9 protein-coding genes are annotated in these 9,032 nt (G+C 73.4%); 5 read left to right on the forward strand and 4 right to left on the reverse strand.

Going from position 1 to position 9,032, the window contains the following annotated elements; all coding sequences use genetic code 11:
- Nucleotides 1-65 precede the first annotated feature (65 nt).
- The gene (locus ACFXG1_RS32555; RefSeq protein WP_384745788.1) at nt 66-581 is read left to right on the forward strand and encodes a VanZ family protein; all 516 of its coding nucleotides are present in this window, start codon (nt 66-68) and stop codon (nt 579-581) included.
- A 33-nt stretch (nt 582-614) separates the two neighbouring features.
- Here ACFXG1_RS32555 and ACFXG1_RS32560 read toward each other — a convergent pair whose 3' ends face one another.
- Nucleotides 615-1,427, reverse strand: coding sequence for an SAM-dependent methyltransferase (locus ACFXG1_RS32560; protein WP_384724213.1), 813 nt, complete (start codon nt 1,425-1,427; stop codon nt 615-617).
- An 83-nt stretch (nt 1,428-1,510) separates the two neighbouring features.
- Entirely contained in the window at nt 1,511-3,145 is a 1,635-nt protein-coding gene (locus tag ACFXG1_RS32565; protein ID WP_384745790.1) for an ABC-F family ATP-binding cassette domain-containing protein, read from the reverse strand.
- 449 nt (nt 3,146-3,594) lie between these two features.
- Between ACFXG1_RS32565 and ACFXG1_RS32570 the strand changes: the two genes are divergently transcribed.
- The gene (locus ACFXG1_RS32570; protein ID WP_384745792.1) at nt 3,595-4,158 is read left to right on the forward strand and encodes a GNAT family N-acetyltransferase; all 564 of its coding nucleotides are present in this window, start codon (nt 3,595-3,597) and stop codon (nt 4,156-4,158) included.
- A 46-nt stretch (nt 4,159-4,204) separates the two neighbouring features.
- Here the strand turns inward: ACFXG1_RS32570 and ACFXG1_RS32575 are convergent, their stop codons facing one another.
- A complete protein-coding gene (locus tag ACFXG1_RS32575) occupies nt 4,205-4,876 on the reverse strand; it encodes a class I SAM-dependent methyltransferase (RefSeq protein ID WP_384721364.1) in 672 nt (223 codons plus the stop codon).
- Nucleotides 4,877-5,025: 149 nt separating this feature from the next.
- On the opposite strand from ACFXG1_RS32575, the gene ACFXG1_RS32580 reads away from it, so the two are divergent.
- From ACFXG1_RS32580 to ACFXG1_RS32590, 3 genes are all read left to right on the forward strand, one after another.
- Complete coding sequence (locus tag ACFXG1_RS32580) at nt 5,026-5,457, forward strand: nuclear transport factor 2 family protein (protein WP_384721367.1); 432 nt, start codon at nt 5,026-5,028, stop codon at nt 5,455-5,457.
- A gap of 621 nt (nt 5,458-6,078) precedes the next feature.
- Nucleotides 6,079-7,290 (forward strand): Cmx/CmrA family chloramphenicol efflux MFS transporter, encoded by a 1,212-nt coding sequence (locus tag ACFXG1_RS32585; RefSeq protein WP_384745795.1) that lies wholly within the window; start codon nt 6,079-6,081, stop codon nt 7,288-7,290.
- Nucleotides 7,291-7,443: 153 nt separating this feature from the next.
- On the forward strand, nt 7,444-8,364 hold the full coding sequence (locus ACFXG1_RS32590) for a hypothetical protein (RefSeq protein ID WP_384722178.1): 921 nt from the start codon (nt 7,444-7,446) through the stop codon (nt 8,362-8,364).
- A gap of 131 nt (nt 8,365-8,495) precedes the next feature.
- On the opposite strand, the gene ACFXG1_RS32595 is transcribed toward ACFXG1_RS32590, so the two are convergent.
- On the reverse strand, nt 8,496-8,840 hold the full coding sequence (locus tag ACFXG1_RS32595) for a hypothetical protein (protein WP_384722181.1): 345 nt from the start codon (nt 8,838-8,840) through the stop codon (nt 8,496-8,498).
- Nucleotides 8,841-9,032 lie beyond the last annotated feature (192 nt).

Raw genomic sequence — 9,032 nt, forward strand, 5'->3', positions numbered from 1 at the left:
GGCCCGGGGCGGCCCCGGAACCCTCGTCGTGCCGTGTTCCGGCACCTGTCATGGAACGGTTTCCCGTGGATTATCTCTCCGCCAATGTCCCGCGCGCGTTCATCACAACCGCCGTCCTGGCCGCCTTGGCGGCGACGGTCGCCGTCTACGCGGTGGCTCGGGGCCGCAGCCGCAGGCCGGTGTCCTGGGCGCTGGCCACCGCCGCCGCGGCGGCGGTCCTGATGCTCACCCTCCCGCCGGTCGGCGCGGGCCTCCATACCTCGATCACATGCTCCACCAGTGTCGATCTCGCCAACCGGATCCTCTTCGCCGAGGGATGGCTCAACGTCGCCCTGTTCGTTCCCGTCGGCTTCTTCGGGGCGCTCGCGTCCCGTCGTCCGCTCGCCGTCGCCGCGGCCGGGACGCTGCTGTCGGCGGTGATCGAGACCGTGCAGGCGCTCCTCCCCCGACTGGGCCGGGGCTGTGACTCCGGCGACCTGGTGATGAACGCGCTGGGGACGGCGCTCGGCGCGGGGACCGCCGCGGTCTGCTGGTACGCGGCGGACCGCGCCGGGCGGTTCCGGTGGGCCCGGCAGTCGTGACGGGGCGGCCGGGCCCGGCACCGCGTACGGGCCTCAGGGCTTGCGGGCCACCGCCCCGTACATCGCGATATCGCGGTCGTCGCAGGCGGGCGCGCCGGGGTCGGGCCGCCAGTGGTGGACCTGGCGGAGCCCGGGTTCGACCAGGTCGAGTCCGGTGAAGAACGCCTCGGCCTCGGCGCGGGTCCGCAGTCTCATGGGCATACCCCGGTGTTCGTACTCCCGGGCCACCCGGCCGACCTCGTCGGGGGCGAAGTCGGCGGTGCCGATGGTCATGGCGAGGAAGCTGCCGGACGGGAGGGGGTCGAGCAGGCGGCGTACGAGGGTGTGGTCCTCGGGCGGCATGATGAAGTGGAGCATGCCGATCACCATGAGGCCGACCGGCCGGCCCAGGTCGAGGATGTCCTGGAAGGCGGGTGACCGGAGGATCGCGTCCGGGTCGCGCATATCGGCGTCGACATAGGCGGTGCGGCCCTCGGGCGAGCTGGTGAGCAGGGCCCGGGCGTGGGCGAGCACGATGGGGTCGTTGTCGACGTAGACGATGCCGGCGTCGGGGCGTTCCTTCTGGGCGATCTCGTGGAGGTTGGGCGAGGTCGGCAGGCCGGTGCCGATGTCGAGGAACTGGCGGACGCCCTCGTCGCGGGCGAGGTGGCGGGCCGCGCGGTGCATGAAGGCGCGGTTGGCGCGCATATGCACGGGGAGGGCGGGCCATTCGGCGCACATGGCGTCGCCCGCTTCGACGTCGACCTGGTAGTGGTCCTTGCCTCCGAGTATGTAGTCGTAGACGCGTGCCGAGTGCGCCTTGCCGGTGTCGATGCGGTCCACCGGGTCCCGCCCGTTCAGTGCCATGTGGTCAGCTCCCCTTGGGTCGTTCGGGTGATCAGGGAGTGTAGGCGGCCGGGCGGCGAACGCGCGCCCGGCCGCCGTATCGGTCATTCCCCGGGGGCGCCGGTCTCGGTGAGGGTGCCGTCGGCGAGCCGCAGCCGCCGTTCGACGCCGATCCGGGCGAGGAAGCTCTCGTCGTGGCTGACGACGACGAACGCGCCGCGGTAGGAGCCGAGGGCGCCCTCCAGCTGGCCGACGCTGACGAGGTCGAGGTTGTTGGTGGGTTCGTCGAGGAGGAGGAGCTGGGGCGCCGGGTCGGCGCAGAGGACGCAGGCGAGGGTGGCCCGCAGCCGTTCGCCGCCGGACAGGACGCCCGCGGGCAGATGGGCGCGGGCGCCGCGGAAGAGGAAGCGGGCGAGCAGGGTCAGCCGTTCGGCTTCCGGGCGGCCGGGCGCGGCGGCGGCGAAGTTCTCGGCGACGGTGCGGTCGAGGTCGAGCAGGTCGAGCCGTTGGGAGAGGTACGCGACGCGTCCGCCGGCCCGGGTGACGGTGCCGTCGCCGGGGGCGAGGTCGCCGTTGATCAGGCGGAGGATCGTGGACTTGCCCGCGCCGTTGGGGCCGGTGAGGGCGATCCGTTCGGGGCCGCGGATGGACAGGTCGACACCGGTGCCGCCGAGGACGTCGCGGTCGCCGAGGCGGACGCGCAGCCCTTCGCCGTGGAAGAGGGTGCGTCCGGCGGGGACGGTGGTGTCGGGCAGGTCGAGGGCGATGCGCTGGTCGTCGCGGAGCGCGCGTTCGGCTTCGTCGAGGCGGGTCCTGGCGTCGGAGACCCGGGCGGCGTGGGTCTGGCCGGAGCGGCCCGCGGCCTCCTGGGCGCCGCGTTTCATGTTTCCGGCGAAGATCCGGGGCAGTCCGGCGTTCTTGAGGTTGCGGGCGGCGTTGCTCGCGCGCCGTTCGGCGCGTTCGCGGGCCTGTTGCATCTCCCGCTTCTCCCGCTTGAGTTCCTGCTCGGCGTTGCGGACGTTCTTCTCGGCGACGTCCTGTTCGGCGCGTACGGCCTCCTCGTAGGCGGTGAAGTCGCCGCCGTAGAGGCGGAGTCCACCGGGGCCGAGCTCGGCGATGCGTTCCATGCGGTCGAGGAGGGCGCGGTCGTGGCTGACGAGGAGGAGGGTGCCGGGGAAGCCCTCCAGGGCGTCGTGGAGGCGGTGGCGGGCGTCGAGATCGAGGTTGTTGGTGGGTTCGTCGAGGAGGAGGACGTCGGGGTTCCGCAGGAGTTGGGCGGCGAGGCCGAGGGTGATGATCTGGCCGCCGCTGAGAGTGCTCAGCCGGCGGTCGAGAGCGAGCCGGGTGAGGCCGAGCCGGTCGAGCTGGGCGCGGGTGCGTTCCTCGATGTCCCAGTCGTCGCCGATGGTGGTGAAGTGGCTCTCGTCGACGTCGCCGGATTCGACGGCGTCGATGGCGCGGATGACGGCGTCGACGCCGAGGACTTCGGCGACGGCGAGGTCGCCGGTGAGCGGGAGGGTCTGCGGCAGGTAGCCGAGGGTGCCGTCGACGGTGACGGTTCCTGCGGTGGGGCGCAGCTCTCCGGCGATCAGACGGAGCAGGGTGCTCTTGCCGGAGCCGTTGGGGGCGACGAGGCCGGTGCGGCCGGGGCCGATGGCGAACGACAGTCCGGTGAGGACGGGGGTGTCGTCGGGCCAGGCGAAGGACAGGTCGGAGCAGATGACGGAGGCGTCGGGCACGGTGGATACCTCGTGGGGGTACGGGAACGGAGACGGTGTTCCGTCCCGGCGGACGAAAGGGCGGCGCACCGGCGGAAGCGCCGGTGGGTAGGGCAGGACGACAGGGCCGTACCGACGGTGCTCGTACACACCGGTCGTCGGCGATCCGATCCGGGTCTCACCCGGAGATGTCGTCGTCTCCTGCCACGCCTGCCATGTCGGCCGCTCCTCGTATCGTGATCACGGGCGGCGCCACGCTATCAGACGCGTGGCGTGGGGCGCCGCGATTATCGCCGTGCTTGTCCCGGTGACCGTATCGGGGTGACCGCCCCGTCGAGTGGTGTGGCCGGTCCGTACCGGGAGCGGCTCCGGGTCGCCGGTTCGTGCGGCGTTCGCCCGGGGTCCACCGGGCCGGGACGGGGGCGGGGAACCCGGTGGCCCGGACGGACACACCATGATCGAATAGCGGGATGACGTCATTCTGGACCGGTCGGCGGGTACGTCTGCGCGCCGTGGAACCGGACGACTGGGCCGCGTTCATGCGCTTCGACGAGCACTCCGGGGACCAGCGCTCCGGTGAGGCGCTGCACCCTCCGCGCTCGGCCGAGGGCTATCGCGCCTGGGCGAAGGAGCAGTCCGTGGCCGAGCCCCGGGACGGCTGCTTCCGGGTGGTGGTCGAGGCGCTCGACGGCGGGGCGGTGGTCGGCACGATGAACAGCCACGACGTCGATACGGTGGCCGGCCGGTTCCGGTACGGGATCGGGATCGGTTCGGAGCACCAGCGCCGGGGGTACGCGGCCGAGGCGGTGGTGCTGTTCCTGCGCTTCATGTTCGCCGAGCGGCGCTTCCACAAGTGCGAGGTGGAGGTGTACGCGTACAACGAGGCGTCCGTCGCGCTGCACCGGCGGCTGGGGTTCGTGGAGGAGGGGCGGCTGCGCGACCACGCCTTCCTCGCCGGGCGGCACCGGGATCTGGTGATCATGGGGCTGCTGGCCGACGAGTTCGAGGAGCGGTACGGATTCGGCGACCTCTGACCGAGCCCCGGCCCGCGGGTGCGGTGCCGGACGCGCCGCGGGACCCTCACCCCGTGCGGCGGCAGACCAGGTAGAGGTGCTCCTCGGTGACGGCGTCGGGCAGGGGTGGGGTGAAGGTGTCGCTCTGCTCCCAGAGCGGGGTCGCTCCCGCCCCGCCGACGACGGTCTTGAAGTGGTCGGCGGCGAAGCTGGTGACGCGGATCGGGCGGCCCATGAACTCCACGCCGAGGTCCTCGACGTCCAGGGCGACGGTGGCGAGGGCGAGATGGCCGCCGGGGGTGAGGGCGCGGACGAGACGGCCGAGGAGGCGGGTCTGGTCGGCGCGGGGCATCTGGAGGAGGGCGAAGTAGACGCAGACGGCGTCGTAGCCGCCTTCGGGCAGGTCGAGTTCGCGGATGTCGGCGTGGACGAACGACGCCCCGGGGACCCGGCGGGTGGCGAGGTCGGTCATGACGGGTGAGACGTCGACACCGGTGACATGGTGGCCGGCGGCGGCGAGGGTCTCGGCGGTGGGGCGGCCGGTGCCGCTGCCGACGTCGAGGACGCGGCTGCCGGGCGCGAGGCGGGCGAGCAGTTGATCGAGTGACGCGCGGCGGCCGGGCGTCTCGGCGAAGACCTCTTCGTAGGAGGCGCCGATCGCGTCGAAGACCGCCGCGGCGTCGCCCGCCGGGTCGGGAGCGGGGCCCGCGGGGGAATCGGGGGTGGGGGTGGTGGCCATACGGGTCCCCGTCCCCGCCGCGTTCGCCGCCGAAACGCCCGCCGGGTCGGGGCGTCGCCCCGGAATCTCGGTAATCAAGTTTGACTAAATGCCGCACGGGTACTACTGTCAGCGTAGTCAAGTTTGATCAGTACCTGTGAGGAGAGCACGTGACCCAGCTGCCCGACGCCGGATACACCCCGACCGCGGAGGACCTCGCCGGGATCGACGCCTGGTTCGCCGAGTACGACGCGGCCGCGGCCCGGCGCGACGTCGAGGCGATGGCCGACCGGGCGGTCTTCCCGCTCAATCTCGTCAGCGACGACTCCGCCGGCGACGGCGTCACCGCCCAGTGGGACCGGCGGCAGTTCGTCGAGACCATGACCCATGTCATGGGCGACGGGTCCGAGGACATCGACTTCGCGTCGGTCCGTACGCCCGTCTTCCTGAGCGCGGCCATGGCCGTGGTCTTCACCGACTCGACCATGACCGCGGGCGGCACCACCCAGCGGCTGCGGTACGCCGACATCCTGGTCAAGCAGGGTGGGGCATGGGCGTTCCAGACCATGATCCAGGGCGGCTGGGGCGACAATCTGCGCTGACGCGCGAAGCACGGTGCGGGGGTACGGCACGGACGCCGTACCCCCGCACCGCTTTCACCGGTCCGGCCGGGGGCGGTCCGGGGAGCGTGGCGGGCCTCCGGAGCCGTACGACCACTCCCCCGGCACCACGCCCCGGCTCACGGGAAAACCCGGTGGACGCGTCCCGGGGCGGGTTACTAAGGTGGGCGCCATGTCCAGCCCCGAGGCCTCAAGACGCTAGCCACCGGCTCTCCGGTGGCCTTCCGCCCCGCCGTGTGACCCGGCGCCGTCCCGTTGCGGACCGCGTACGGATGTTCCGGCTCGCGCGCGGTTCCTCGGAGCGCCCCTCGCCACGGGCTTCTTCTTCCCGGTGTCCCGGAACTCTTCCGGTGTGCCGGGCTTTCCCCCTCACCGGACGACCGTGCCGTTCCGCCGTCGCCGTGCTCCGCGCACGGCCGGTGCCGCGGTCCCGTCGCCGGTTCGCCCACCCGTGGTGACACCGCGCGCCCGAGCGGGCGACGACGGACGGTGGACGTTTGACGTTCCGACGGACGCTCCGACGACTCCGTCCGGTCACGCCCGGGGCGACGGCGCGGTGTGCCGCGGCCTGTCGACGACCCGACACGGGTTGTGGAGTGTGCTGTGCCATTCGCTGTATACATGCTGGGGCTCGCTGTGTTCGCGCAGGGTACGTCCGAGTTCATGCTCGCGGGGCTCGCCCCGGACATCGCCGCCGACCTCGATGTGTCGGTGGCCGCGACCGGGGCGCTGACCTCGGCCTTCGCCGTAGGAATGATCGTCGGTGCGCCGTTGATGGCGGTGCTCAGTCTGCGCTGGCCCCGACGGCGGGCGCTGCTGATCTTCCTCGCCGTCTTCATGGCCGCCCATGTCGTGGGCGCGCTCACCACCGATTTCGGGGTCCTGCTCGCGACCCGGGTCGTCGGCGCCCTGGCGAACGCGGGCTTCGTCGCGGTCGGTATGGCGACCGCGACCGGTCTGGTGCCCGCCGACGCCAAGGGCCGGGCCGTATCCGTCCTGATCTCCGGGATCACCCTCTCCATCGTCGCGGGGGTGCCCGCGGGCGCGGTCCTGGGCCAACTGTGGGGCTGGCGGGCCGCGTTCTGGGCGGTGGCCCTGGTCTGTGTGCCCGTGGTGCTCGCGATCGTCCGGTCGATCCCCGCGTCGATCCCCGCGCGGGCGCCGTCCTCCGCCGGGGACGTACCGGGTGCCGGCCCCGGCACCGGCGCGGAGGCGCCGAGCGCCCGGCGTGAACTGCGCGCGCTGCGGCGGCCCCGGCTGCTGGTCACCCTGGCGGTCGCGGCCCTGGCGAACGCGGCCACCTTCGCCACCTTCGCGTTCCTGGCGCCGGTGATGACGGATGTCGCCGGGTTCGCCGAGCACTGGATGCCGGTGGTGCTGGTGGTGTTCGGCGTCGGCTCGTTCGCCGGGGTCACCCTGAGCGGACGGATGGCCGACCGCCGTCCGATGCGGCTGCTGGTGCCCGGCGGCGCGGCGCTGCTCGTCGGATGGGCCGCCTTCGCCCTGGGCGCGGGGTACGGGCCGGTGGCGCTGCCGCTGGTCCTGGTGCAGGGGATGCTGTCGTTCGCGGTCGGTTCGACCCTCATCACCCTGGCCGTGTACGCGGCGTCCGAGGCGCCGACGCTGGGTGGTTCGTACGCCACGGCGGCCCTGAACGTCGGGGCGGCGATCGGCCCCGGGATCGCGGGGGCGGCGATCGGTGCCGGGCTCGGCTACCGGTCGGCCCTGTGGTCGAGCGCGCTGCTGGTGGCGGTGGCGCTCGTCGTGGCGGCGGTAGCACGGGCGGCGGAGGTGCGGCGGACCGCGGTGTCCTGAGGGACGGTGCGGCGGCCGGTTCGCCCGTGGGGGCGGAGCCGGCCGCCGGGCCCACGAGGGCGCCGTGCGGGCGGGTGACGCGGTGGGGCCGTACGGAGGACGGATGGGTCCGTCGGGACCGGGGGCACGGTCCGCGACCCTAGGGTGCGGGCCATGACGCGTCTTCATGCTCCGTTCCGTATCGTGGCCGCCGCCGTCGCGCTGGTCTGCGCGGCGTCCTGGCCCGCGACGGCCGACGACGGCTGGGTGCCCACGGGCCCCGGGATCACCTCCGGCGTGAGCGGGATCGCCACCGCGGCGTCCGGCGCCGACCCGGGCGATCTGCTGGTAGTCCACGACAACAAGCGGACGGGGCAGCCCCGGGTGTCCCGGGTGCGGATCGCCGCGGACGGGTCGGCGGAGGCCCTGCCGCTGCGCTGGGACGGGCCGCGGCTGCCGGTCGATCTGGAGGCGTTGAGCGATGTGCCGGGCCGCCCCGGGGAGTTCGTCGCGCTGGAGAGCTCGGGCCGGGGCTATCACCTGCGGCTACGGGACCGTTCGGTCGGCGTGGTACGGGAGTTCACGGTGCCGGGTGTCGTGACCGGGGACAATTACGAGAGCTTCGCCCTGGCGCGGCGGGGCGGTCGGCTGGTGGCGCTCTGGGCGCATCGCGGGCAGGACGCCGATCCGGGCTCGGTCCGGCTGGCCCGGCTGGAGTGGGAGACGCTCCGGTTCGGGCCGCCGCGCGCGGTGGACGTCACGGTGCCGTATCCGGCGGAGCGTGTACGTCACATCAGCGACGCCGATGTGACGTACTCGGGTCGGCTGGTGACGTCGGCGGCGTCCGACCCGGGTGACGACGGGCCGTTCCGCAGCGCCGTGTACGACCTGGGGCGGATCGTGATCGGCGCGGCCGGCGAGCCCGTGCTGGAGCGGCGGGCGCGGCCGCTGCGGCTCGGTGTGTTCGGCGGGCACAAGGTGGAGGCGGTGGCCTGCGTCTCGGACGCGCCGCGAACCGTCCTGGGCACGGACGACGAGAACCTGGGCGGTTGGGTGCGCCGGGACGACGTGTGCCGGCCGGGGGCGGTCGGTTAGCCCGGAGGCTCCGGGGCGCCGCGCCCCGGATACCCGGGGCCGTGGTCGCTCGCGGTGCCGGCTCGTGGGCTTGCCACGGGGTCGGCCAGGGGCTTGCCCGCGGGAGTGCTCTCGATGTCGAGTGCCGGGGTTCAGTGGTCGTCGGGGTCCGCCGCGTGGGCGGCCATGATGTCGGTCTCGTACTGGTCGACGACCTGTTCGGCGGTGCGTCCGGTGTAGCGCGCCACCTCGTCGACGGTGGCGACGGCCCAGTTGGCGAGGGACAGGGCGAAGGCGAGGACGGCGTCCGGGCCCTGGGTGCGCCGGACGCCGATGAGGAAGGCGAGATTGAGATAGGGCACCAGCTCGGGCGGCTGTTCCGTGTTCTGTCTGACCAGGGCGATCGTGGTCCGGGTCGCCTTGGCGCGCAGCGGTAGCAGCCGTTCGCGTTCGGCGTGGACCTCGGCGGCCAGTTCTCGGCGGGTCTTCCTGTCCACGTGGTCCTCCCCGGGTGTGCGCGGCGCTGTCGGCCGCGTTCCCACGGGCGTTCACGGTACGGAAGCGGGGCGGTTCCGGTGGGGGAAACGGTGTGGCATGACCCGGGGGTGGGGCCGGGCGCGTATACGTGCCCGGGATTGGACTGGTGTTCCGTTCCGACCGGTGTCCCGTCCCGCGCCGGGGGTGGGCGC

The organism is Streptomyces sp. NPDC059248 (genome assembly GCF_042753905.1).
GTDB lineage: Bacteria > Actinomycetota > Actinomycetes > Streptomycetales > Streptomycetaceae > Streptomyces.